Annotated in this window: 19 protein-coding genes; 12 read left to right on the forward strand and 7 right to left on the reverse strand. The window is 68.5% G+C overall.

Going from position 1 to position 25,126, the window contains the following annotated elements:
• The 10 genes from Q0Z44_RS06920 (at position 1) to Q0Z44_RS06965 (ending at position 14,305) form a co-directional block, all read left to right on the forward strand.
• Positions 1 to 3,843 carry a PilC/PilY family type IV pilus protein gene (locus tag Q0Z44_RS06920; RefSeq protein WP_298011400.1) on the forward strand — a complete coding sequence of 1,281 codons (3,843 nt, stop codon included), beginning with the start codon at positions 1 to 3 and terminating at the stop codon, positions 3,841 to 3,843.
• 44 nt (positions 3,844 to 3,887) lie between these two features.
• The gene (locus tag Q0Z44_RS06925) at positions 3,888 to 4,742 is read left to right on the forward strand and encodes a sulfurtransferase (RefSeq protein WP_298011401.1); all 855 of its coding nucleotides are present in this window, start codon (positions 3,888 to 3,890) and stop codon (positions 4,740 to 4,742) included.
• 192 nt (positions 4,743 to 4,934) lie between these two features.
• A complete protein-coding gene (locus tag Q0Z44_RS06930; protein ID WP_298011402.1) occupies positions 4,935 to 5,417 on the forward strand; it encodes a type IV pilin protein in 483 nt (160 codons plus the stop codon).
• 12 nt (positions 5,418 to 5,429) lie between these two features.
• A complete protein-coding gene (locus Q0Z44_RS06935; protein WP_298011403.1) occupies positions 5,430 to 6,086 on the forward strand; it encodes a GspH/FimT family pseudopilin in 657 nt (218 codons plus the stop codon).
• A complete protein-coding gene (locus Q0Z44_RS06940; protein ID WP_298011404.1) occupies positions 6,083 to 6,511 on the forward strand; it encodes a prepilin-type N-terminal cleavage/methylation domain-containing protein in 429 nt (142 codons plus the stop codon). Before Q0Z44_RS06935 ends, Q0Z44_RS06940 begins: the two co-directional genes overlap by 4 nt.
• A 1-nt stretch (position 6,512) precedes the next feature.
• Complete coding sequence (locus tag Q0Z44_RS06945) at positions 6,513 to 7,721, forward strand: PilW family protein (protein ID WP_159098802.1); 1,209 nt, start codon at positions 6,513 to 6,515, stop codon at positions 7,719 to 7,721.
• 13 nt (positions 7,722 to 7,734) lie between these two features.
• On the forward strand, positions 7,735 to 8,376 hold the full coding sequence (locus tag Q0Z44_RS06950; RefSeq protein ID WP_298011405.1) for a pilus assembly protein PilX: 642 nt from the start codon (positions 7,735 to 7,737) through the stop codon (positions 8,374 to 8,376).
• A gap of 14 nt (positions 8,377 to 8,390) precedes the next feature.
• The gene (locus Q0Z44_RS06955; protein WP_298011406.1) at positions 8,391 to 12,653 is read left to right on the forward strand and encodes a PilC/PilY family type IV pilus protein; all 4,263 of its coding nucleotides are present in this window, start codon (positions 8,391 to 8,393) and stop codon (positions 12,651 to 12,653) included.
• Positions 12,654 to 12,660: 7 nt separating this feature from the next.
• On the forward strand, positions 12,661 to 13,395 hold the full coding sequence (locus tag Q0Z44_RS06960) for a hypothetical protein (protein WP_298011407.1): 735 nt from the start codon (positions 12,661 to 12,663) through the stop codon (positions 13,393 to 13,395).
• 61 nt (positions 13,396 to 13,456) lie between these two features.
• The gene (locus Q0Z44_RS06965) at positions 13,457 to 14,305 is read left to right on the forward strand and encodes a carbon-nitrogen hydrolase family protein (RefSeq protein WP_298011408.1); all 849 of its coding nucleotides are present in this window, start codon (positions 13,457 to 13,459) and stop codon (positions 14,303 to 14,305) included.
• Positions 14,306 to 14,328: 23 nt separating this feature from the next.
• On the opposite strand, the gene Q0Z44_RS06970 is transcribed toward Q0Z44_RS06965, so the two are convergent.
• From Q0Z44_RS06970 to Q0Z44_RS07000, 7 genes are all read right to left on the reverse strand, one after another.
• The gene (locus Q0Z44_RS06970) at positions 14,329 to 14,733 is read right to left on the reverse strand and encodes a hypothetical protein (RefSeq protein ID WP_298011409.1); all 405 of its coding nucleotides are present in this window, start codon (positions 14,731 to 14,733) and stop codon (positions 14,329 to 14,331) included.
• 163 nt (positions 14,734 to 14,896) lie between these two features.
• Positions 14,897 to 15,493 carry a hypothetical protein gene (locus tag Q0Z44_RS06975; protein ID WP_298011410.1) on the reverse strand — a complete coding sequence of 199 codons (597 nt, stop codon included), beginning with the start codon at positions 15,491 to 15,493 and terminating at the stop codon, positions 14,897 to 14,899.
• 16 nt (positions 15,494 to 15,509) lie between these two features.
• Positions 15,510 to 17,864 carry a hypothetical protein gene (locus Q0Z44_RS06980; RefSeq protein WP_298011411.1) on the reverse strand — a complete coding sequence of 785 codons (2,355 nt, stop codon included), beginning with the start codon at positions 17,862 to 17,864 and terminating at the stop codon, positions 15,510 to 15,512.
• Positions 17,865 to 17,999: 135 nt separating this feature from the next.
• A complete protein-coding gene (locus Q0Z44_RS06985) occupies positions 18,000 to 18,797 on the reverse strand; it encodes a Crp/Fnr family transcriptional regulator (protein ID WP_298011412.1) in 798 nt (265 codons plus the stop codon).
• A gap of 18 nt (positions 18,798 to 18,815) precedes the next feature.
• Positions 18,816 to 20,171 (reverse strand): c-type cytochrome biogenesis protein CcsB, encoded by a 1,356-nt coding sequence (gene ccsB, locus Q0Z44_RS06990; protein ID WP_298011413.1) that lies wholly within the window; start codon positions 20,169 to 20,171, stop codon positions 18,816 to 18,818.
• 18 nt (positions 20,172 to 20,189) lie between these two features.
• A complete protein-coding gene (locus tag Q0Z44_RS06995; protein WP_298011414.1) occupies positions 20,190 to 22,505 on the reverse strand; it encodes a cytochrome c biogenesis protein ResB in 2,316 nt (771 codons plus the stop codon).
• A gap of 132 nt (positions 22,506 to 22,637) precedes the next feature.
• A complete protein-coding gene (locus tag Q0Z44_RS07000) occupies positions 22,638 to 23,264 on the reverse strand; it encodes a c-type cytochrome (protein WP_298011415.1) in 627 nt (208 codons plus the stop codon).
• Between the two features lie 162 nt (positions 23,265 to 23,426).
• Here Q0Z44_RS07000 and yihA point away from each other — a divergent pair, with 162 nt between their 5' ends.
• Both yihA and Q0Z44_RS07010 read left to right on the forward strand, forming a co-directional pair.
• Positions 23,427 to 24,272 (forward strand): ribosome biogenesis GTP-binding protein YihA/YsxC, encoded by an 846-nt coding sequence (yihA, locus tag Q0Z44_RS07005; protein WP_298011416.1) that lies wholly within the window; start codon positions 23,427 to 23,429, stop codon positions 24,270 to 24,272.
• Positions 24,273 to 24,457: 185 nt separating this feature from the next.
• Positions 24,458 to 24,988 carry an FxDxF family PEP-CTERM protein gene (locus Q0Z44_RS07010; protein WP_298011417.1) on the forward strand — a complete coding sequence of 177 codons (531 nt, stop codon included), beginning with the start codon at positions 24,458 to 24,460 and terminating at the stop codon, positions 24,986 to 24,988.
• Positions 24,989 to 25,126: the final 138 nt, after the last annotated feature.

A 25,126-nucleotide genomic window follows, 5' to 3' on the forward strand; every position in this document is an offset into this window, starting at 1 on the left:
ATGTGGTCCAGACGCTTCCTCCTCTGCATCGGGCTGGCCCTGTGGCTGAGCCTTGGCCTGGCGCCCGCGCGGGCCGCCCTGACCGAACTGAACGACGAGCCGCTGGCCACCCAGTCGAACAGCGTGCTGGCGCCGCCAAACGTGATGTTCATCGTGGACGATTCGGGCAGCATGGACTGGGAGTTCATGCCCGGGGCCTCGACGGGCGACCTCCCTGCGCGCACTGGGAGCTATGGCTACAAGTCGGCGCAGTGCAACGGGCTGGCCTACGACCCGAGCGTGAGCTACACGCCCCCCGTGAAGTGGAACGGCGTGCCCTACCCACAGGCGAGCTATGGCGCGGTCTGGGACAACGGCTACACGCCTCAGTTCAAAAGGAATCCACTCAACTTCAATAAGGCAGAGGCATACGCGGCTGCCTCTGGCAGCGGCACCAAGCATGCACTTGGTGCTCAGACGTTCGTCTTTAAGAGCGGCGGTGGGGTGCTTGATTGGATCTTCGGGCTGCTGGAAGGGCTCGTGGATCTGCTGTTCGACACCGGGGTTCAGGAAATCGTCGACGGACTTCCTGAATGGAGCGTCGGGACGGAAGTCGTGATGGTCCAGCAGAACGACAGTGCGTACTGGATGCGCGGCAAGGTAACCGCCAAGAGCGGCGTCTCTGGCAACAGCATCTTCTGCCTGCTCCTTTGTACGCTGACTCAGACGTACACGGTCGATGTCAGTTTTTTCACTGGGAAGGACAACTCAACCCATCCAGACTGGCTAGTGAACATGCCCGGCACGGCAGCCCTGGGCACACGCACCCACTACCGCTACACCGGCACCGAACCCAAGCTGGGCTGGAGCTACACCAGCAGCGGCGCGCTCGATGGCACCACGGCGTTTGCCCAGCAGTGCAGCAGCAACGTCGGTGCGGCGCCGGGCTCTGGCGTGTTCTCGGCTGTCACGGTCAACAGCGCCTCGCCCGCCGCCGACCAAGCTAACTACGCCAACTGGTACCAGTACTACCGCACGCGGCTGCTGCTGATGAAAACGGCCACGGGCCGTGCCTTCCTCAACATGCCGGCCACCTACCGGGTCGGCACCACGAAGATCAGCCACAGCCAGTACAGCGCAATCAACGGCAACTACTTTTTGCCGGTGGGCGTGTTCACGGAGAACGCCTCCTCGACCGCGGCAGGGCAGAAGTTCAACTTCTACGTGCACCTGTACAACTCGAAGTTCTATGACCGGGATGCCGCCAGCGTGTTCAACAACCGGCGAGCAACCTCGTTCGGCACGCCGCTCCGCCTGAGCCTGAGCCAGGTCGGCAAGTACTACGCCAACAAGCTGAGCGGCCAGACGGACCCGATGACGGCGGCATGCCAGCGCAACTACGCCATCCTGTCGACCGACGGTTACTGGAACGACAGCAGCAACCCGACGGGCCTCACCGGCGCAGCCATCGGCCATCAGGACGGCAGCCCCGAGGTCCGGCCCATGCTCGATTCGCTGGCCGCCTCGAACACCCTGGCCGATGTCGCCCAGTACTACTACGTGACCGACATCCGCGACACCACGCTGTCGAACTGCGGCAGCGGCACCAGCTTGTGCACCAACGACAGCACCATGAGCACCGACATCGGCACCCCGGGTCGGCAGAACATGGTCACCTACACGCTGGGCCTGGGAGTAGGCAGCACGCTGCGCTATGACGTGAACTACGCGTCGTCCGGTGCGGGCGACTTTGCGGCCATCCGGGCCGGCACCAAGAGCTGGCCCAACCCCACCCTGGCCGAGAACGCCACCCGCGTGGACGACGTCTGGCACGCGGCGATCAACGGGCGGGGCCGCTACTTCAGTGCGCAGAACGCCACCGAGCTGAGCAGCTCGCTGGAGAGCACGATCGGCTCGCTGTCCCAGACGCCCGGCGCCGGCTCCGCCATTGCCAGCAGCGCCTTCCAGCTCAGCAGCAGCGAGACCAACTACGTCTACGCCGGCAGCTACGTGACCGGCCGCTGGACGGGCGAGCTCGAAGCCTTTGCCATCAGCGCCAGCGGCACGCTGGCCAGCAACCCCACCTGGACGGCACAGGCCCAGCTCGATGCGCTGGCCAACCGCAACGGCCGCACGGCACCGGCCAGCGGCGTGACTTCGCCGCAGTGCGGCGCGGAGTACAGCAACTGCAACGACGAGCGCCAGGTCTACTTCATGCACCCGTCGACGAAGGCGCTCACCGCCTTCACCTACCCCGCCCTGCAGGCCGCCGGGCTCGACGGCGATGGCAAGTTCAGCACGGCCTGCAGCGCCAGCCGGCTGTCGCAGTGCAGCAGCCTGACCGCGGACCAGAAGACCTTGGCCAACACCGGCAAGCACCTGGTGAACTTCCTGCGCGGCGACGCCACCTACGAGACGACGAACGGCAGCAACCCGCTGTTCCGGCTGCGCCATTCGGCGCTGGGCGACATCGCCAACGGCACGCCGGCGTTTGCGGGCAAGCCACCCTTCCAGTACACCGATGCAGGCTACAGCGATTTCGTCGCCGCCCAGGCAAGCCGCACCAAGGTCGTGTATGTGGCCGCCAACGACGGCATGCTGCACGCGTTCAACGCCAGCACCGGCAAGGAGCTCTGGGCCTTCGTGCCGCAGGCGGTGATGCCGAATCTGTACAAGCTGGCCGACAAGAACTACAGCCACCAGTACTTCGTCGACGGCAGCCCGGTGATTGCCGATGTGAAGGTCAGCGGTGCCTGGAAGACGATTTTGGTGGGTGGGCTCAACAAGGGCGGCAAGGCCTATTACGCGCTCGACGTGACCAACCCATCCGCCCCCGTACCGCTGTGGGAGTACACACACACACACCTGGGCTACACGTATGGCAACCCGGTGGTGACCAAGAACGCGGCGGGCGACTGGGTCGTGGCCTTCGGCTCGGGCTACAACAACAGCGGCCTCGGCTACCTGTTCGTGCTGGACGCCTACACCGGCGTGCCCAAGACCGGTTCACCCATCGCCACCACGGCCGGCGACGCCACCACCCCGTCCGGCCTCGCGCCGATCAACGCCTGGCTGGATTCCAACCGGGACAACACGGCGCGACGCATCTACGCGGGCGACCTGCTGGGCAACGTCTGGCGCTTCAACATCGATGCCGGGACGGTGGCGCCGGTGGCCCGGCTGCTCGTGTCCTCGACCACGCCGCAACCGATCACGGTGCGCCCCGAACTCGGCTCGGTCACGCAGAGTGGCACAGCCTACCCCGTGGTGCTGGTGGGCACGGGGCGCCATCTGCACAGCAACGACGCCGCTGACCGGACGCTGCAAAGCATCTACGCCCTGCGCGACAAGCTCGACGCAACGGGCTGGGGTGACGTGCGCGCGGGCACCAACCTGGTCAGCAAATCGGTCACGACCTCGGGCAGCGGCACCAGCCTCACCCGCACCGCCACCAGCAACAGCAAGGTCGACTGGTCGACCAAGGCGGGCTGGGTGTTCGACCTGCGCCCCAGCAGCACGGGCACCCTCGAGGGTGAGCGCGTGACGACCCGCATGCAGGTCGCTTATTCGACGCTGGTCGTCGCGGGCAACATTCCCGGCACCGGGGCGGTCTGCCGGGCCTCGGGCGGCACCTCGTGGCTCTACTACTTCACGCTGGCAGACGGCTACACCGAGGTGGCCCCGATGTACCAGGGCGACGCGATGGTCAGCGGCATCGGCATCGTCTATGACGCCACCGGGCGGGCCATCGTCATCACCCACACCACCGACGGCGAAACCGTGCGGCAGACGCAGTCGCCCACCTCACCCACGGCCAGCACCGGCGGCCTGCGCCGCGTGTCATGGCGGGAGCTGGTCAACTGAACATGGCACCATCGGTGGGTGTCTCACCTGCCGAGCCCGCTGCCATGACTTCACCGCTGATCGCTGCTGCCGACCTTGCCCACCTGCTGGCCACCCGGCCGACCGACGTGAGGGTGATCGACTGCCGCTTCAACCTGGCCGACCCGACCGCCGGTCAGGCTGCCTGGCGGGAAGGGCACATCCCGGGCGCCCTCTACGCGCACCTGGACCACGACCTGTCCGGCACGAAGACGGGCCACAACGGCCGTCACCCCATGCCCGCCATCGCGGACTTCACGGCCACGGCGCGCGGCTGGGGCATCGGGCCCGGCACCCGCGTGATCGCCTACGACGCCAGCGGCGGCATGTTTGCGGCCCGGCTGTGGTGGATGCTGCGCTGGCTGGGCCACGAGGCGGTGCAGGTGCTGGATGGCGGCTGGAACGCCTGGCAGGCCCTTTCCGGCGCCGTGAGCACCGACACGCCCCCTGCCCCGGCCCTGGGCGATTTTGTCGCCGCGCCTCAGACCGGCTGGCTGCTCGACACAGCGGACGTCGAGGCGGCGCTCGCCCGGCCCGGCACGATGCTGTTGCTCGACGCCCGTGCGCCCGACCGCTTCCGCGGCGAGAACGAGACGCTCGACCCGGTGGGAGGCCACATCCCCGGCGCCCTGAACCGGTTCTTCCAGCTCAATCTTGCGCCCGACGGACGCTTCCAGCCCCCTGAAGCGCTGCGCGCAGCCTACCTCACCCTGCTGGACGGCCGCCCGCTGGACACGCTGGTGCACCAGTGCGGCTCGGGCGTGACCGCCTGCCACAACGCGCTGGCCATGGCCCACGCCGGGCTGCCGGTCATGCGGCTGTACGGCGGCTCGTGGAGCGCCTGGTGCGCCGACCCGGCTCGGCCAGTGGCGCGCGGCTGACGGAAAGCCGGTCGATCTGCACCGACAAACGGCACCCGCCGTGCGCGGGGGCTTCGTCACGCGCTTGTTACAGATCGTAAGCCCCCTGGAATGCGCGCACTTTCACACGGTTTTCCGCCCATGGCGGTGCGCCGTGCCTGCCAACAATCTGCCTCGTCCGCACATGATTTCCTCTAACGCAAGGACGCTGGCATGGTGCACCCCTCTTCTTTTCAAGGCCGACTCACGGCCGCAGGCTTCACGCTGATCGAAGTGATGATCACCGTGGCCATCGTGGCCATCCTGGCCAGCGTGGCCCTGCCCGCCTACACCGACTACGTGCGGCGCGGCCAGATGCAGGAGGCTTTCACGCTGCTGGCCGACTACGGCGTGCGCATGGAGCAGTACTACCAGGACAACAAGAACTACGGGGTGGCGTCGGGCACGACCTGTGGTCTGGCCATGCCCGCATCCACCACGACGCGTTACTTCAACCTGACCTGCGCCACCGCGAGCTCGGGCCAGACCTACACGCTCACGGCCACCGGCAAGGCCGGCGCAGTGGCCCCGAGCGGCGGGGCAGACACCTTCATCTACACCCTCAACAGCAGCGACCAGAAGGCCACGACCCGTTTCGCAGGCAGCACCGTTGCGCTGTCGTGCTGGGCCAGCCGCTCTGGCACGGCCTGCGACTGACCGGATACCACCATGCCCACCCGTGCCCGCGGTTTCACGCTCGTCGAGATGGTGGTGGCCATGGCCATCCTCGGTCTGATGATGGCGGCCGTGGCACCGGATGTCAGCGCCTGGATGCGCAACCTGCGCATCCGCAACCAGGCCGAATCCATGCAGAGCGGTCTGCAGCGCGCCCGCGCGGAAGCCGTGCGCCGCAACACCCCGGTGACGTTCTGGCTGGTCACGCTGACCGACGCCGACGTGCTGAACAACGACTGCACCCGCGCGGCCAGCGGCACCTCGTGGGTGGTCAGCCTGGATGACCCGGATGGCAAGTGCGGCACCGCCGCCTCCACCTCGGAAGACCCGCGCCTGGTCGTGGCCCACAACGCGGGCGATGGCGGCAGCCGTGTGGCCATCTCCGGCACGCGGCCTGACCTGAGCACCAGCGCCAACAAGGTGACCTTCGACGGCTTTGGCCGCATCGCCTCGGCCAGCGTCGCCACCGACCTGCATGCCATTGCGATCGCTTATCCGGCCGACGCGAGTTCCACCGGCGATCGCCCGCTGCGCATCGAGATCACGCCGGGTGGCCAGATCCGCCTGTGCGACCCCGCCGTGGGCAGCACCGACGCCCGGCATTGCGACTACACCGCCCCCACCCCGGCCCCCAGCGGGAGCGCCTCATGACCCGTCGCCCTGTCCTGCCCCCGCCGCGTGCACGCCACCAGCGGGGCTTTCTGCTGCTCGAGGTGCTGATCAGCGCCGTGATCTTTGCGATCGGCGTGCTGGCCCTCATCGGCCTGCAGGGACGCATGAACCGAGCCCAGGCCGAGGCGCGCGACCGCGCCGATGCCGCCTACCTCGCATCGGAACTGCAGGCCCGCATGTGGGGCGACCTGGCTCATCTGACGAGCTACAACGGCTGCCCCACCAGCTACGCCGCATGCCAGGAGTGGCGCAACAAGGTGGCCACCGTGCTGCCGGGCAGCGCCGGGCAGACGCAGACGATCTCGGTCTCGGGCAACCTGGTCTCGATCACGTTGCAGTGGAAGACCGCCAATGGCGAACTGCGCAACTACAGCACGCAGACGACCATCGTCGCGGCCCAGTGACATGCACACCCCGGCACACCCCCTTGCACGCACCCGCGGCTTCACCCTGGTCGAAGTGATGGTCGGTCTGGTGCTGGCCATGCTGACCACGGTCATCGTCTCGCAGGTGCTGATCCGTGCGGAAGGCCAGAAGCGCGCCGCCACCTCGGGCTCGGATGCCCAGGTCAACGGCACCCTGGCCCTGTTTGCGTTGCAGCGCGAGGTGCAGAACGCGGGCTATGGTCTGGCGGTCAACCCCAGCGCGCTGGGCTGCACCGTGAACTACCGCTACAAGGGCGCGGGGGCGAGCGCTGCCACGTCGGCCAGCTTCACGCTGGCGCCGGTGGTGATCACCCAGGGCGCATCCGGCGCACCGGACACCGTGCGCGTGCTGCGCAGCGACAGCCCCGGTGCAGCCGTGCCGGCCATCCTCACGGCCGCCCATGCCCAGACCGCCGGCGTCTTCATCGTCAAGTCGTCGTTCGGCATGACCTCGGGCGATCTGGTGACCGCCGTTCCCTCGACCTGGGGCAGCGGCGCGCCGTGCACGCTGTTCCAGGTCGCCACAGACAGTTCGTTCAGCCTGACCGACACCAATGTGCCCCACGCCGCGGCCACCACCGGCTGGAACACCGAATCCGCCGTGTTCCCCTCCGGGGGCTACGCTTCGGGCACCACGCTCGTCAACCTCGGGCGCATGGTGAACCGGACCTACTCGGTCGCAGACAACAACCTCGTCTACACGGAGTTGAGCGGCACCAGCGGTGCCGAAAGCGGCGCCAACGCCAACGGCACGTCGCCCGCCCGTGTGGTGTTCGCCCAGATCGTCAACCTGCAGGCCCTGTACGGGCTCGACAACGATGGCAACGGCGTCGTCGACCAGTACACAGACACCACGCCGAGCGACTTCATGACCTGGTCGCGCGTGCTCAACGTGCGCGTGGTGCTGGTGGCCCGCAGCAGCAACCGCGAGAAGGAGGCCGTGACCACCGCCGAGCCCGAATGGAACCTGGGCCAGAACGAGACGCTGGTCCTGACCACCGCGAACCCGAAGACCAACCCCGGCAGCCCGACCCTCGAAGGCAAGTGCAAGAACGGCGCCACGGCAGACCGCTGCTACGCCCTGCGGGTCAACTTCGCCACGCCCAGCACCGACACCGAGTGGCAGCACTACCGCTACCGCGTGTTCGACACGGTGATCCCGCTGCGCAATGTGCTGTGGAACAGCTGAGGATGCACCGGCCATGACCCCCATCCACTCTCCTGCGGCCCGCGGCATCTCGCTGGTCTTCTCGTTGCTGGCCCTGGTGGCCCTGTCGCTCGCTGGCGTCGCGCTCGTGCGTTCCATCGGCACGGGCACGCTGGTGCTCGGCAACATCGGCTTCAAGCAGGCTGCCACCCTCACGGCCGACACGGTTGCGCAGGAGGCCATCCAGGCTCTGCGCACCGTCACCGACAAGAAGGTCGACCTCAGCACCGCGGGCTATTACGCCTCGGTCGATAACAGCAAGCTCGACGTCACCGGCCAGCAGCTGCCGAACGACACCAGCCGCCAACTCATTGTCTGGGAGGCCGACTGCAAGCATGTCAGCAGCAACCGCGTGGGCTGCGTACACGCGCCCAAGGCCGCGACCAGCACACTGCCGAGCAACTGGTCGGCTCAGTACGTGATCTTCCGCATGTGCAAGGCGGCCGGTGAGGTCAACCCCGAGACCTGCGCCATGCCGACCACCAGCACCAGCGGTACCTCCACCAAACGCGGCAAGCTCGACTACGCCGACTACGCCCGCTTCGGCAGCGCCGCCAGCCCCTACTACCGCGTGATCGTGCGCATCCAGGGCGACCGCAACACCGTCAGCTACACCGAAACGCTGGTGCACTTCTGAGCAGGAGCCCGACCATGTCGTCGTCACGCCAACTCGCCGCGCGCGCTGCGCCCCTTCTCGCCACCGTTGCCATCGCCCTGCCTGCCCCGTGGGCGCATGGCGGCCTTACCGACATCGCCAGCGAGCCCCTGATCACGTCGCAGACGGCGGCGAAGCCCAACATCCTGTTCATCCTCGACGACTCGGGTTCCATGGGCTGGGAGTACATGCCGGATGACATGAGCCCGAACGACACCTACGGCTACAAGTCGTCGCAGTGCAATGGCGTGGGCTACAACCCGGCCCTGCCCTACGACCGGCCCTTGACCGCCGACGGGCGCCTGTTTCCCGCCATGTCGATCACTGCCGCCTGGCCCAATGGCTTTCTGCCCACCATCGGCGGCAGTGTGGCGACCACCAGCAGCACCAGCCTGACAATGCCGGCGGTGGGCACCCACAGCCGCACCGGGGTCACCGTGGCCCCCACCACAGCGCGCCTCGTGGTCGCCAGCACCAGCAACATCACGGTGGGCGCCCGCATCGCAGCCATCAGCACGGACAATACCGCGCACTGGGTGACAGGGGTCGTCACGGCGGTCAACAGCACCTCGCGCGAAGTCACCTTCACCCTCGACTTCGCTTCGGCCACCAGCACCTACAGCAGCTGGACGGTGGGCCCGGTCACCACGAATAACCGCAGCGGCCAGACCTACTACACCTACCGCGGAGCGCAGCAGGCCTTGAACTGGGTCTACACCAGCGCGGGCGCCGACAGCACCAGCACGTTCTACCAGGAATGCCGCAGCCGGATCGGCAACGAGCCCGGCTCGCGCGTGTTCACGGGCGTGACCGTGTCGGCCACCTCGGACGAGGCCGGGAAGTACGCCAACTGGTACAGCTACTACCGCACCCGCATGCTGACCATGAAGACCGGTGTGAGCCGGGCCTTCGCCGACCTCGACGACAAGAAGCGCATCGGCTACACCCGCATCAGCGACGCCACGCTCGGTGACACCAGTTTCCTGCCCGTGGCCGACTTCAATGACACGCAGAAGGTGCGCTTCTACAGCCAACTGTTCAAGGCGCCCGCGAGCGGCACCACGCCCTTGCGCGGCGCGCTGTCCAAGGCCGGCCGCTATTTTGCCGGCAAGGCCCCGGGCCAGACCAGCGAGCAAGACCCGGTTCAGTACAGCTGCCAGCGCAATTACGCGTTGCTGTCAACCGACGGCTACTGGAACACCGGCAGCGAAAGCACCACCTACGGTCCGCTCAAACTGAACGGCACCGACCTCGTCGGGCAGCAGGATGGCCTGGAGGTGCGCCCCATGTACGACGGCGCCGCCATCGTCGTGACCTCGACCAGCACGATCACCCGCCAGTCGCCCCAGCAGCAGACCGCCTCCACGTACCTGACGCAGAAGAACCAGCGACGCACCGTCGCCACCGGATCGAAGGACACGTGGTACTGCGGCTCACGCAAGCCCTACAAGGTCACGCAGTGGACGGAGCAGCAGACGCAGAGCATCTACACGCGCACCACGGTGGTGGCCGACGTGACGCAATCCCGCACGCACACGGTCGAGACCACCAACGGCCGCGTGACCCGGGACACCTACGGTGACTGGACGACCACCAGCAGCACGGAGATCAGCCGGGCGGAGAACGTGCCGGTCAGCACGAGCACTGGAAGCTGGGGCACCGTGTCGGGCTCAACGAACACGAACTGCGTCAGCAGCACCCCTTACACCAGCACGCCCACGTACGGCACCACCACGCTGCACAGCACGGTAGGCCCCAACCTGTACAGCACGGCCGTCACCGACCTGGTGGCGGTCACCCAGACCGAGAGCGAGCCCGAGGCGGTCACCAGCACCGCTGGCGGCTCCAGCAACAGCCTGGCAGACGTGGCGCAGTATTACTACGCCACCGACCTGCGCACCGAGGGGCTGAACAATTGCACCGGCAGCCTCGGTGTCAACGTGTGCGGCAACGACGTGACGGCTTCCGGCCGCGACGCAGCCACGCACCAGCACATGACGACCTTCACCATCGGGCTGGGGGTGAAGGGCACGCTGGCATACGACCCGAATTACCTCACGCAGGCCACGGGTGACTACGTCAACCTGAAGAACGGTCCGGCGGTGTGGCCCGTGCCTGTGGAAAGCAGCACCGGCGGCTCGGCCAACAACGTCGATGACCTGTGGCACGCCGCGGTCAACGGGCGTGGCCGCTACTTCAAGGCCGATGACCCACAGACGCTGTCGGAGTCACTCAACCAGATGTTCAAGGACCTGGACGAGGTCAATGGCGCAGGCACGTCGGCGGCCACCAGTTCGCTGGAGCCGGTGCAGGGCACCGACCAGATCTATCTGGCCTCCTACGCCACCGTGGCGTGGACCGGCGATGTGAAGGCCTATGACTTTGAAGTCAACCGGACCACGGGCGAGATCACCAAGACCGAGGCCTGGAGCGTGCTCACCGGTCTTGACAGCCTCAACGCTACCACGGCCGCCTCGCGCAGCATCCACTACATGCTGCGCACGACGGGCGATGGCGCGGTCACCCACAGCCTGCGCGCTCTGACCTGGGCCAACCTGACTGCGGACGGCCACGGCAGCGGCTTCTCGAACCTCTGCAGCAAGACCCCGACACCTGCGCAGTGCCCCAAGCTGGCGACGACCAACTCAGGCGGCTTCACCCAAAGTCCGCTCGATATGGCCAACGACGGCACCACGCTGCTGTCTTACCTGCGCGGCGATCCGACCCATGAAGGCAGCACGCTGGGCGACTACGGGCTCTTCCGCGCACGCAAACACAAGCTCGGCGACATCGTCGGCGGCTCGCCGGTGTACGTCGGCCCGCCCGTCTTCGGCTATGGCGACACGGGCTATGGCGAGTTCAAGCAATCCAAAGCCAGCCGCAAGCCGATGCTGTATGTGGCCGCCAACGACGGCATGCTGCACGCCTTCTCGGCGGCGCGCAGCGCCCCCGGCAGCGATGGCGGCACCGAACTCTGGGCCTTCGTGCCCTCGATGGTCCTGCCTCACCTCTACCGTCTGGCCGACACCGAATACACCACCCGCCATCGCTTCTACGTCGATGCGCCTCCCGTGGTGGCGGACATCAAGGTGGGCAGCAACTGGAAGACCATCCTGATCGGCGGCCTGGGCGCCGGTGGCCGGGGCTACTACGCGCTCGACATCACTGACCCGGCCAGCCCGCAGGCCTTGTGGGAGTTCACGCACGACAACCTGGGCCTCAGCTATGGTCAGCCCGTGGTCACCAAGCGCGCAGACGGCACCTGGGTGGTGGTCTTCACCTCGGGGCTGAACAACGTCAGCCCGGGCGATGGCAACGGCCACCTGTTCGTGCTGAACGCCGGCACGGGCGCGCTGCTGCACACCGTGCCGACCTACATCACGGGCACCACGGCCGCGGGCAACACCAGCACCCCCAGCGGGCTGATGAAGCTCAACGCCTGGGTGCCGGAGGCGGCCAACAACACCGCCCTGCGCTTCTACGGAGCGGACATGCTGGGCAACATCTGGCGCTTCGAAATCGACGGCCCGGCCACCGTGGCCACCGACGGCACCAGCACCCCCTTCGTGCCCAAGGCCACGCTGCTGGCCCAGCTGGAAGACGCCAACGGCAACGCGCAGCCCGTGACCGCACGCCTGGAGCTGGCCGAGGTGACCTATGGCACGGCCACCTACCCGGTGGTGCTGGCCGGCACCGGCCGCTACCTGGGCAAGAGCGACCTGAACGACGCCACCGAGAACCTGGTGCAGTCCATCTACGCCGTGAAGGACCCGCTGACCAGCACCGGCTGGGGCGTGCTGCGCGACCTCTCCACCGTGGTGGCGCAGACCCTGACGGTCTCCGGCAACACCGCGACGGTGACGAGCAATGCCGTCGACTGGAGCACCAAGGCAGGCTGGTATGTGGACCTGCCGAACGCCAACGAACGCATCGCCATCGACATGTCCCTGCAGTACAACACGCTGGCGGCCGTCTCGGCCATCCCGACCAGCGACACCTGCTCGGCCTCGGGCGAATCGTGGCTGTATTACTTCAACGTCAACAACGGTTCGACCGTGCTGTCGAGCGGCTCGACGGCCGGCAACAAGCTGGGCAAGAACCTCGGCATGGGCCTGACTTGGGTGCAACTCAGCGATGGCACCTCGCGCCTGCTGATCCCGTCAAGCAACGCCGAGTTGCGCATCGAGAAGCCCGGCGTCAGCACCGGCAGCGCCGGCGACACCCCGCGCCGCACGTCGTGGCGCGAGCTGCTGCCCTGAGCCGAACATGCTGAGCGCCCGCCTGCTGGCCCCCGTGGCCGCTGCCATCGGCCTGCACGCGACGCTGCTGCTCGGTGCAGGCGGGCAGCCCGCGGGCGGACCAGGCCTGCGCACTGACGGCGCGCCGCCGGCAAACCAGCCCCAGGCACGCAGCCAGGCGCTGCGGGTACGCTGGGTCGCGCCCACCATCGCGCCCGCCACAGATTCGACGGCCGAGCCCCCCGCGACGCCCACCGAGCCGCAGCCCGCCACGCGGGTCGCGCCAGCGCCATCCACCGAGACGGCATCCGTGTTGTCACCGCTGGACGACGCGCAGCCCGCCGCAACGGCCCTACCCGGGACGGCACATGCGGGCCCTGTCTCCACCGACCTCGGTCCGCCGCCCGGTGAAGACGCCCTGGGCTGGTTGCCGCGGCAGGCGCTGACCCAGCCCCCGCACGCCCTCGGCCCCATCGTGATCGACTACCCGGAAGGTGTGCGCCCGGCCACCCCGGTGGTGCGCATGAAGCTCGCGCTCTACATCGACGAGCGCGGCCACGTGCGCCGCACGGAACCCGTCGGCGAGCGCCTGGAAGCGGCCTTCGAACACGCAGCCAACAACGCCTTCCTGCAGGCCCGCTTCGCGCCCGGCCAGCTCGGGCCCCACGCGGTGCGCGCGCGCATCACGGTCGAGATCGCGTTCGAGGCGCTGCCCGAGCAGGGCGCCGAGGCCCGCGGCGTGCGTGTGGCCATCACGCACTGACAGCGGGGCATCGTGCCGCCCGCCTTGCCCGCGGGCCCGTGCTTCCGCGATGATGGCAACCATGAAAGTCGCCGCCCTCCAGATGGTTTCCACGCCCCGCGTGGCCGACAACCTCGACCAGGCCCGTGCCCTGATCGCACAGGCTGCCGCAGCCGGCGCCGAGCTCGTGGCCCTGCCCGAGTACTTCTGCCTGATGGGCCTGCGCGATGCCGACAAGCTCGCCATCGCCGAGCCCCTGGCCCTGGCCGGGGCCGCCGACCCAGCCGTCGCGCCCATGCAGGCGATGCTGGCCGAGGCCGCACGCACGCACGGCGTCTGGGTCATCGGCGGCACGCTGCCCATCACGAGCCATGAGGCGAACCGCGTCTTCAACACCACCCTGGTCTACGACCCGACCGGCCGGCGTGTGGCCCGCTACGACAAGGTCCACCTGTTCTGCTTCGACGACGGCGAGCGCCGCTACAACGAGGCCGCCACCCTCACGCCTGGCGAGAGCCCGACCGCCTTCTGGCTCACCGACCGAGCCGGTGATCGCTGGCGCGTGGGCCTGAGCGTGTGCTACGACCTGCGCTTTCCCGAACTCTTCCGGCAGCTGGGTCAGCCCGATCCGCTCGACCTCATCGTGCTGCCGGCCGCCTTCACCGACACCACCGGTCGGGCGCACTGGGAGTTGCTGCTTCGCGCCCGCGCCGTGGAGAACCTCTGCCACGTGCTGGCCCCCGCCCAGGGCGGTCTGCACGAGAACGGCCGCCGCACGTACGGCCACTCATTGGTGGTCGGCCCGTGGGGCGAGGTGCTCGCCGTTCAGCCGGAAGGCGCCGGGGTGGTGCTGGCCGAGCTTGATCGCGCACGGCAGGACGAGGTGCGGCGGCAGTTGCCTGCCCTCACCCACCGCGTGATGCGGGGTTGAGCGCCCGGGTTCAGCGCCGCTGTTCAGCGCGGCAAGTCGGGCGGGAGGATCCCATCGCCCCACGTTGAGCCCGCCGGCGCGCCCTGGCTGCTGCCGGCGTCCCCCGGCTGGTGCGCCGGCGCACCAAACAGCGACAGCGCATGCGCCTGCATGCCTTCGCCGAAGTGCTTGCGATAGAACAGCGTTGCCAGCGCCACGGGCGGCAGGTCGGTGATGTTGATTAAGTTGAGTCGGATCAGCGCATCGATCAAGTCTTCAAGCACCCGCACCAGGTCGGCATCCAGCGCGGCAAAACGCTGCTGATCCCGGTCCTGCCCCAGAAAGGCGACCACCTCGGGGTGATCAGGCGGCAGCGCCTCGCCGCCCGGCACGGGCTCGCGGTGCAGGCTCAGCAGGCGGCCCTCGGCGTCGCGCAGGACATGGAGCATGGTGGATCAATCGCTTCGCGTGGTATCGGGATCCCATCTTATCGGCACGCCAAGCACAAAAAAAAGCCGCCGGGCAAGCCGGCGGCACAGACGTGAAACACGCCATAGGAGAACGGACCATCGCGTGTCTGGTGTATGCAAGCACCGGGCCAGCTTCGCCCTCCTAACGGCAATCGGCCATCACGGGCACGCCCATGATGCGCCCGTGAGGCAGGCAGTCCAGCGTGGCCATCTGCCCTGGCAGCCGATCCGGTGATGTCGCCGCCACGCCGGGCGCGAGGACCAGACGCAAGGCCGGTTCGCCCTCCCCCGCCGCCATGCCGAGCACGACGAGCCCATCGGCGCCGGTCTCGACCGACAGCACGCGGCCGGCCACCCTCGTGCGGGTGCCATCGGCCTGGGCAGCCGGTGGATAGGGCGGAGCCTGCAACGCCCGGGCTGCGGCCGAGGCTGCCTGCGCGTGCGGCGCCGCGGGCGCGGCCCTGCGCCCGGCCTCGGCCACCTGCGCCAGCACCGCGCCCACCGCATCCGGGTGCGCCAACGGCCTGCCGCGGCCCGGCACTTCAGCACGGTCTGCCGTGGCGGGGCTGCGCAGGCCGGCCTCTGCGCCGATGCCCGCGCTGGCCGTGGCCATGGGCGCCGTGCCACCGGCAGGCCCTTGGCCCTCGTTCACCGGTCGCCACGCCCCCGGCCACCACACGGCGGCCGCGAGCGCCGAGGCCATCAGCGCCAGCGCAACCGACCCACTCTTGCGCGTCATCGCCATCCGCTTCACGTCACAGCGTCAGCAGGTACTGCACCAGGTCGGCCACGGCCTCCTTGTTCGGCGCACACCACGGGTGGGGCGTGGCCGGCAGGCCGATGGGCGCGGGCGAGCCCATTTCATCGGGGCCGTACTGCGCACGCATCTTCTGGAAGTCCCAGTAGTAGTGCGACGCGTCCCACGCCACCGTGCTGAAATACTTGTGGCGCTCGACGAAGCGGTTGCGGGCCGGCGCCACCGTGTCGAGCAGGTTCTGCGGCTTCTCGCGGTACACCCGGAAGACGTCGCCGCGGCGGTTCAGGTCGGGTGCCGCCAGAGGCTGGTCCGGCGTGCCGGCCGCCGGTCGCACCGGGCTGTGCAGCGTGTAGTACTGGCGGTACAGCGCCGACTGTGCATCGCAGCGGTCCGGGTGCACCAGGTCCTCCAGGTTGCGCACGTGCCCGTCCGACAGCAGCCCGCGCGAGCTCACCCAGTACAGGTTGCGCAGGTAGGTCGCGCGGATGGCCTGCTGCTTGCGCTGGAAGTCGGTCGGCGCAAAGAAGCGCCCCACCTCGTTGAGCGGCACCATGATCTCGCTGGTGTGCGCGCCGAGCTGGTCCTGATGGCAACGGGCGCAGGCCTGGTCGAAGCTGCCCTTGCCGCGGGCCACGGCGGCCTTCACGCCGTCATAGGCCCGCCAGCCCTGCTGCACGAAGCTGCCCTCGCCCAGCAGGCCCGAGCCCGTCTGGGCGCCGAGCCGCCCGGTGAACTTGAGCCACCGGTACATGCCCACATCGCGCAGGACGTCGTCGTCCTGATCCAGCGTCGACATGTAGGCCGTCAGCGCCTTCAGCGACGTGGCGTCCATCGACCCCATCGCGCCGTCCGGCTCCTCGGCGTGCACGTACGAGCCCTCGAAGCCCACGTACGACTCGGTGTGCGACAGCGCCCGCCGGATCGGCAGGTGGAAGGTCACGTTCGGGATGGCCGTCGGGTTGAACATGTAGTCGTTGTCGTACAGCCCGCCCTCGCCTGCCGTGCGCGTGATGGTGGCCTCCCCGGTGCCCGGCGGCATCAGGTACATCAGCGGCGTCTTGTCGACGCGGGCCTTGCCACTGGCCCACTTCGGGCCATGCTCGTCCTCGTTCACGTACGCGAACTTCGAGGTCGTCTTGCCGGTGCCCGTGCCCAGCGCCGCCCACTTCATCGTCCAGCCGGGGTTCGGCAGGCCCGGGAACACCTTGGTGACCGTGCTCGTGCCCTTCTGGTAGCTGATCTGGTAGCCGTGGCACGAGGCGCAGTTGAAGCCGATCCACGCGCCCTTGCCCAGAAACGGGTGCTGCGATTCGGCGTAGCGGTAGCCGGCCCAGCCCGTGGTGCGCGTCAGGCCTTCCTTGAGTTGCTCGCCGATGGCCAGCAAGCCCGGCGTCGGGTTGAACTGCGGATAGGGCTTGAAGTACACGTCGTCGATCGACTCCGGTGGCACCTGGCCCGCCACGTTGCGCACCGCCCCGAACAACCGCGCCGGGTCGGCCTTCTGCCGCGTGTACGGGTCGGTCGCCTGGCCCTTGACGATGGCATCCCACTCCAGGCCCTTGTACTTGTGGCTCAGGCCCAGGTTGTAGTCGTACGACCAGAAGATCTCGCGGCCGCGCTTGAGCATGTCGGCAAAGCTCGGGTTGAGCACCGCCACGTCGATCGGGGCGATCGCCTTGGACTCGGCCGACAGCACCGACACCACGTCGCAGTTCGTGTCGGCCGGCGACGGGATGCGGTAGACCTGTGCATCAATGACGTTGTGCGGCTGCCCCGGGCGGGTCAGCGAGGCGTTGAAGCCGGTGCGCTTTTGCACCTGCAGCTTCAGCGGCCCCTTGCTGGCGTGCGAGGGCACGGTGAACTGCACCTCGGTGTCCGACCAGTGCAGCACGTCGCGCGGCCAGTGGCTGCGCGAAACACCCGTCTCGTAGTTCAGCGTGGAGAGGATGTCGAGCTTCTGCTCGTACATCTGCAGCGTCGTCTCCAGCGCCCGGCTGTTGCCGATCATGATCTTGCTGAAGTCGATGTCGGTGCCCGCGCCAAAGCCCGAGCCCAGCAGCGTGACCACGTCGCCCGGCCGCAGGGTGGGCCGGGGGTTCGCACCGCCCGCCGTCCACACCAGTGCCCCGTTCACCTTCATCTGCTGCACCACCGGCTGAGCAAAGCGCGCGGCCGAGGCCTGGCGCTGCTGTTCACGCTCGGCGTTGAAGCCGCACACCACCTCCTGGTTGGGATACGTGGGCGCGGCCTGCACGGCTGCCGCGGCACCAAGCAGGGCCACGCTGGCAGACCAGCGCACGGGCACACGCGGGCGGCGGGGCGGCCAACCGGCAGAAAGGGGCGGACGGGGCATGGCGGTCTCCTCGATTCTTGTGGGGGGACCGCGATGATGAAAAGCCACCGCCGGGCGACCTGTCAGCTGCGCGACAAACGCGGGAAAGCACCGGGACGGCCGGCCGACACCGGCCTGCGGCTCAGGGGGCGCCGCTCAGGCAGACCGCGGGGAATCCGCAGGGCCCGGTTCGCCCCCGCCGCGCCACTGAGACAGCACCACCTGCTCGGCCTTCGACAGCCCGGCTGCCTCGCACAGCGCCGGCCCGTCGCACACGGTGATGCGACCGTAGGCCACACGCAGCACCCCGCGGTCCTGCAGGCCCTGCAGGATCTGGTTGGTGGTCTGGCGCGACAGCGACAGCATCGCCGCCAGCTGACTCTGCCGCAGCGGGAGCACCACCTCGCCGCCGGCCGCTCCGGCCGGACGCTGGGCCACCGCCACCTCGCACAGCCACACCAGCCGACGGGCCAGGCGGGCCTCGGCGGGGTGCAGGGCCATGTCCTCCATCGCGATGAAGGCCAGGCGCAGCCGCGTGGCCATCAGCACGCCCAGGTCCCGCCAGCAGCCCGGTTCGCGCGCCAACAGCGCCAGCAACGGTGCCTGCGGCACATGCCAGACCTCGGTCGGCCCTTCGGCCACGGCATCGTGCGTGCGGGGCAGGCGATCGAACAGCGACACCTCGCCCAGCCAGGCGGGCGGCTCCAGCAAGGCCAGCACCGCTTCCTTGCCGTCTTCGCCCAGGCCGCTCACGCGCAGCGCACCGTCCAGCACGGCATACAGCCCGTCAGGGGCATCGCCCCGGAAAAAAAGGTGCTCTCCGGTGTTCAACCGGCGGGTCCCGCCCAGCGCCAGCAGGCCGTCCTGCAACGCCGGCGTCGCGTGCCGGAACCAGGCGTCCCGGGCCAGGCGCTCACGCAGTGCAGAGGCGGTGGCGTCGGCACGCGGCTGCATCGCGCCCCCGGCCCGAGGTCAGAGCTCGCCGTACGAGTGCAGGCCCGACAGGAACATGTTGACGCCGAGGAAGGCGAACGACGTCACCAGCAGGCCGGCGAGCGCCCACCAGGCGGCAAACGCGCCGCGCAGGCCCTTCATGAGCCGCATGTGCAGCCACGCCGCGTAGTTCAGCCACACGATCAGGGCCCAGGTCTCCTTGGGGTCCCAGCTCCAGTAGCCGCCCCAGGCCTCGGCCGCCCAGAAGGCGCCCAGGATGGTGGCGATCGTGAAGAAGGCGAAGCCCACGGCAATCGCCTTGTACATCACGTCATCCAGCACGTCGAAGGCCGGCATGCGCGCGGCAATTGGCTTGCGGGCGGCCACGATGCCGGCCACGATCAGCGCCGAGATGCCGAAGTACACGGCCCAGTAGGCACTGAGCCCGCCTTCGACGCCCGGCTTGGCGCGGAACACCACCGGCTCGAAGCACAGCACCACGCCCATCAGCCACAGCGGGGCCAGCTTCCACCAGCGGGTTTCGCCGGCGTGGTGCTTCACCAGGTAGGCAAAGGCCACCATGGCCGCCAGCGCAAACGTGCCATAGCCCACGAAGTTGGCCGGCACGTGCAGCTTCATCCACCAGCTCTGCAGGGCGGGCACCAGGGGCTGGATCTCGCTTGCGCCACGCACCACGGCGTACCACAGCAGAAAACCCACCGCGGCGCTCACCACCAGCATCACGAAGGCACCCAGCGATCCGAGCGCCTGGCCCATCTTCGCGAATCGGTCTTCGTAGTACAGCCAGTAGGCGGTGGTCAGCCACGCGAACAGCACGAACACCTCGTAGAGGTTGCTGACCGGGATGTGGCCGATGTCCGGCGCGATCTGGTGGCTCTCGAACCAGCGTACCAGCGTGCCGGTGAGGGCCATGAAGACCCCCGCCCAGGCAAAGCGCGAGCCCAGCCGGGTGGCGGTGTCGCCCTTGCTGACCACCCCCAGCCAGTAAAAGACCGTGCTCAGGAAGAACAGCACGCTCATCCACAGAATGGCGCTCTGACTCGACAGGAAGTACTTCAATAGGAACACGTTGTCGGCCTGGGCCAGGTCGGCGCCGTGCGCGTCGGTCGTACGCAGGTACAGCGCCATCGCGGCCCAGGTGGCCAGGCCGCAGCCCACCAGCAGCAGCCGCAGCGGCTTCCAGAACCAGCCCAGCGCGATCAGGCTGGGCACGGCCCCGGCCAGAATGGCTTTCTCATAGCCGTCCATGGCTGCACCGTGCGCCTGCCAGGCCCACCCGGCCACGGCCATGACGACGAGGGCAAACAGCCAGTCGGTCAAAGGGCGACGCGCTGCCGGCGCGCCAGGCAGTGCGGTGGAAGTGGTGGTGTTCATCTCGTCGTACTCCTCGGATCAGGCACGGGCGTCGGGGGCGCCGGTGGATGCGGCCGGCGTCGGGCCCAGCAGGGCGTCGCGCAGGCGGTCGAATTCTCGGTCGGTGTCCAGCGTCTGGCGCGTCGACGACAGGGCCAGGCGCACGGCGCTGCCGCCCTGGCCATCGTCCTGCAGCCACACCCACAGGCGACGCTCGCGGATGTAGAGCATGGCAAAGACGCCGACGATCAGCAACACGCAACCCAGATAGACCACATTGCGACCCGGCGTGCGCGTCACCTGGAAGACGCTGGCCTGCTTCTGCTCGAAGCCATCGAGCGTGAAGACGACCGGCGCCGGGTAGAACACGGCATCCGACAGCGACAGCACCGACTGCGTCATGAAGGCCAGCGCGGCCGGCGAATCCGGGCGCAACGGCGCCAGCCCGGCCTGCTCGCGGCCCAGATTGGCCAGCTCGAACAGCGCCCCGTTGAGGATGCGCATCAGGGTTTCGGCCGTGCGCGGGCGATCGGGCTCGGGCACCACGGCCGTGATGAAGTCCTGCAGCGCCTGCAGCCCGCCTTGCGGCGGCGCATCCGTGCCCATCAGGGCCCCGGCCCCCGGTGCCGGTGCAGACGGCGCGGATGCCGCCGCCCCCGTCGTGGCTGCAGCCGCCGCCTTCGGCGACGTCGCCCCGGCAAACAACTCCAGCGCACGCCGCGCAGAGTCGGCCAGCTGGTCTTGCAGGTCAGTGCGACTGGCCGGAGCGGCCATGCGGCCGAAGCGGCGCGCCGCCTCCGCGCGCAGGGCTGGCTGGCTCAGGTGGCGACGCAGACGCACCCAGCCTTCGATCGACATCTGGTCATCGGCCGGCACCCGCAGGAAGCGGAAGGCCTCGGCCGGCGTGTCCCGCACGCCCAGCAGGAACACGGCCTGGCCGTCCAGGGTCACCGGCGCCATGTAATTCTGGAACTCGCGCGCCTGGCCTGCGGCGTCGCGCAGCTTGTAGCTGACCGAGGGGCCGATGTTGGTCAGCTGCTTGGCTTTCGCCCCACGCGCGCCCGAGCCCAGGTGCTGGGTGATGCCGCTCAGGTTCACGCCCCGCACATCCTTGCCCCCCGCGGCCGAAGCGGCTGCGTCGGCCGCCTCGGCCTCCGCCACCGGGCCCTGCCGCGCCGTGCTCAGGTCTTCCACGTTGATCACGCGCAGCTCGGTGACCTCCAGGCGCACGTCGCCCACCCCCGCGCCTCCGCCCTGGCTCACCCACCACGCATTGGGGATGGAGAAGGCCTCACCGTTCACACGCGCATCCAGCACGCGCTCCGGCTCCGGCCCGGCGCCCAAGCCGCGTGCCTTCAGCTTCAGCTGCGAGCCCCCGTCTTCGAAGCTCGACTGGAAGATCGTCACGCCGTCGTACACCACCGGGTGGTTCACCTCGACCGTGAACGGCTTGCTCGTCTTCGTGCGCGCATCGTGGATCACGATGTCGCTGGCAAAGCGCTTGGGCATGCCGGTGTCGTAGTAGTCCACCTTGAAGCGCTTGAGCTCGACCTCGAAAGGCAGCGGCTGCACGAGCATGCCATCAGGCAGGTTGACCACCGCCGCGCTGCTGCGCTGGCCCTCGGGCACGAAGAGCTGCCCCCGGTAGGCCGGGTTGTCCACCGACAGGCGCCCGCGGTCGGACTCGATGCGCCCCTGGAAGGGCTGCAGCTGGTTGGCCCAGGCCTGCACCTTGATGATCAGGTCGCCATCGAACAGGCCACCCAGGCACACCAGCACGATGGCACTGTGGGCCGCGATGTAGCCCAGCTTGTTGGCCGCGCCCAGGCGCGCGCCGAACATCACACCCTGCTCTGCCCCGTCGGTGCGCACCTGCGTCTTGACGGACCAGCCCTGGCTGGCGAGCAGCCGGGCCACCTGGTCCTGCGTCTGCGCCAGCGGCTGAGGCAGATGCCCCTCGGCACGGTGATGGAAGGCCTTCAGCGCGCTGGCCCGCACATGCTCCTTGTGCGTGCGCCAGTCGGTCAGGATCTTCGGGGTATTGCGGGCAATGCACAGGCTGGTGGAGACCACCAGAAACGCCAGGATCACCAGGAACCAGACCGAGCTGTAGACGTGGTACAGCCCCAGCGAGCCGAAGACATCTGCCCAGAATGGCCCGAACTGGTCGACGTAGTTGACCAGCGGCTCGCCCTGCTTGACCACCGTGCCGATGGCCGAGGCAATGCAGATCACCGTCAGCAGGGCGATGGCAAAGCGCATCGAGGCCAGCAACTCCAGCCCCTCGCGCTGCCAGGAGGCACGCGGCGGGCGGGTCGGGGGGGCAGAAGGCGCGGAGGTCGGGAGGGCACTCATGTCATGAGACCGCCGCGGCGCGAACCACGGCGGCCAGCAAAAAAGGCGGGTGCCCCGAAAAGGGCCTCCCGCCTTGTTGATTCAGCCCCCGGGTGCGTTCCCGGGGTGCCGAGCAAACCGGCTCACCGGCGGTCAGCGCAGGCCGGCCACGTAGTCGGCCAGAGCCTCGATTTCCTTGTCGCTCAGGTTGGCGGAGATCGCCATCATCTGCGCATTGTTGGTGCGCTCGCCCTGGCGGAAGGCGACCAGCTGGGCCTTCACGTAGTCGGCGTGCTGGCCGCCCAGGCGCGGGTACTGCGAAGGAATGCCGACGCCGTTCGGGCTGTGGCAGCCAGCACAGGCCGGCACGGCCTTCTTGGCAATGCCACCGCGGTAGATGCGTTCACCCACGGCCACCAGATCCTTGTTCTTGGCCGTGCCGACGGGGGCCTTCTTGCTGGCGTAGAAGGCGGCCAGGTTGCGCATGTCCTCCGGCGTCAGCGGCGCGGCCATGCCGTTCATCACGGCGCTCTTGCGCTTGCCTTCCTTGAACTCCATCAGCTGCTTCACCAGGTAATCGGCATGCTGCCCCTGCAGGATGGGGTTGGCCGCCAGCCCGCGCGAACCATCGATGGCGTGACAGGCGGAGCACACGGCCGTGGCCTTGGCTTCACCCGCGGCCAGATCGGGCTTGGCGACTTTGGTTTCTGCGCCATGGGCCAGACCGGACAGGGACAGGGCCACCGAGGCAAGGGCAATCAGGTTCGAGAAGCGCTTCATGGCGTAGGGGCTGTGTGTTGCTTGTTGGGGCTGCTGGGTGAACGCCGAGTGTAGTGGCCGCACGGCGCACTTCTGAAGCCTGAAGGACGTCAAGAAGCGCGTGTTCGACAAGTAATCGGCGTCAATTTGATGCAGGTAAACCGAGGGATTTTACAATGACCCATGAGCCAACCCAAGCCAACCCGTTCAAAGTCCGATGTGAAGCCCGCGCGGCCCGTCACACCGTCACCCGGTCGAGCCCGCCATGCCCCGCGCAAGGTGGCCGCGCCCGAGTGGTCTCCCGAGGCCCGTGAGGCGCTGGCCTGGGCGCACTCGGCGCGCTTCTTCACCACCGCGGCGCAGCTGCACCAGCTGCCCACGTCCGAGCTGCCCGAGGTGGCCTTTGTCGGCCGCTCGAATGCCGGCAAGTCCACCGCCGTGAACACGCTGGCCCAGCAGCGCCAGCTGGCCTTTGCCTCCAAGACGCCGGGGCGCACCCAGCACATCAACCTGTTCCAGGTCGGCCCCAAGACCGCCCCAGATCAGGTGTGGGCCGACCTGCCGGGCTACGGTTATGCGGCGGTCGACCGCACGGCCAAGCTGCGGTGGCAGGAGGTGATGGCGCAGTACCTCGAGCTGCGCCGCAATCTGACGGCGGTGGTGCAGATGGTCGACTCTCGGCATGGCTTCACCGAGCTGGACCGTCAGCTGCTCGACTTCGTGGCGCCCCGCGTGCGCACCGGCGAAGTCAGGCTCCTCGTGTTGCTGACCAAGGCCGACAAGCTGAACCGCAAGGAACAGGCGGAATCACTGCGGGGCGCGCAAGCCGTCCTCGGCGAGATCGCCACTGAGGACTCGGACGTGGGCCTGGCGCTGTTCTCGTCGCTGGCCCGCATCGGCCTGGACGATGCCGCGCTGGCCCTGCGAAGCTGGGCTGCCCCGCCCGATGTGGCCGAGGCAGCTGCTGCTGCGGCGGCGGCTGCAGCGGCTGCCGCACAGCAGGCCGAGCACCCCGACGCGCCGTTGTGAGTGAGTCGAGACGCTGGAGAGAGGGCGCCCGATTTCGCCATGAGAGAACGTGCGGCGCTGTTCCGGCGTTTTCCCACCTGGACAGGGGGTGCATCGCCCTTCGGCCGCCCCCGACAATCAAGGGAATCGCGCTTCTTTACCGACGGCCCGCTCGTGGGCCTTCATTCCAATTACAGGATTTCCAGATGTTGAAGTTTTTGCCCATCGCCCTCGCCGCCTTCGTGTCGGCCTCGGCCTTCGCCGCAGCAGATCGTGAGATCTCCGTCACTGTTCCCGGCCTGCTGGAGTCCTACGGCGAAGAAGGCTGGACGCAAGGCCAGAATCCCGCCGGCAAGATCACCTACATCAGCATCGGCAAGAACCAGACCTTCCTGGACGTGATCTCTTTCGAGATCGGCTCTGCCTCCAATGTCGGCTACGGCTTCATCATCAACACGCTGGGCGACAAGAACATTGCAGTCAACTCGTTCAGTCTGACCGGCGACGGCGTCAACATCTCGCAGACTTCCCCTGCGGGTAACCTGCTGAGCTACACGTTCGACAACCTGGCTCGCGGGCAATACACCCTGTCGCTGGGCGGCGTGGCCACTGGCCAGACCGGTGGCAAGTTCACCGTCACGCTGGCGGCCGCTCCCGTGCCGGAGCCCGAAGCCCTGGCTCTGGCCCTGGCTGGTCTGGGCGTTGCCGGCTTCGTCGCCCGCCGCAAGCAGGCCTGATCGAGCCCGCGGGGAAGCGGCACGCGCCGTGATTCCCCAGCAAAAAGCGCCCCGCGGGGCGCTTTTTTCATGCCGCCCCGCGGGGCGGCCACTTCCGGCCGATCACTCCCCCATCAGCCGTGGCAGCGCTTCCTGGTC

Origin of the sequence: uncultured Aquabacterium sp. (assembly GCF_947366995.1) — a bacterium.
GTDB lineage: Bacteria > Pseudomonadota > Gammaproteobacteria > Burkholderiales > Burkholderiaceae_C > Aquabacterium.